Source organism: Streptomyces sp. NRRL F-5126 (assembly GCF_000721265.1).
Taxonomy (GTDB): Bacteria; Actinomycetota; Actinomycetes; order Streptomycetales; family Streptomycetaceae; genus Streptomyces.
Genome location: NZ_JOFZ01000155.1, coordinates 1 through 240, shown reverse-complemented (window position 1 = coordinate 240; position 240 = coordinate 1). Strand labels below are relative to the sequence as shown.

Below are 240 nucleotides of genomic sequence, written 5' to 3'. Positions count from 1 at the left end.
GTGGTGGTGTCTTCGATGAGGGTGCCGGTGACGGTGGAGTAGAAGGGGGTGTGGCCGGTGTGGGGGGTGATGTTGCGGAGGTCGTGGAGGAGGCGGTCGCGGACGGCTTCGAGGTAGGCCGAGTGTCCGGGGACGTCGGATGGGATGGTGCGGGCGTCGATGTGTTGGGTGGTGCAGGTGGTGGTGAGTTCGGTGAGGGCTTGGGTGTCGCCGGAGACGATGGTGGTGGTGGGTCCGTTG

At 66.7% G+C, this 240-nt stretch carries 1 protein-coding gene; it reads right to left on the bottom strand.

Annotation, left to right across the window (positions count from 1 at the left end; genetic code table 11):
* Positions 1-240 (bottom strand): acyltransferase domain-containing protein (locus IH48_RS34140; protein WP_037844347.1); only part of this gene is annotated, 240 nt, incomplete at both ends.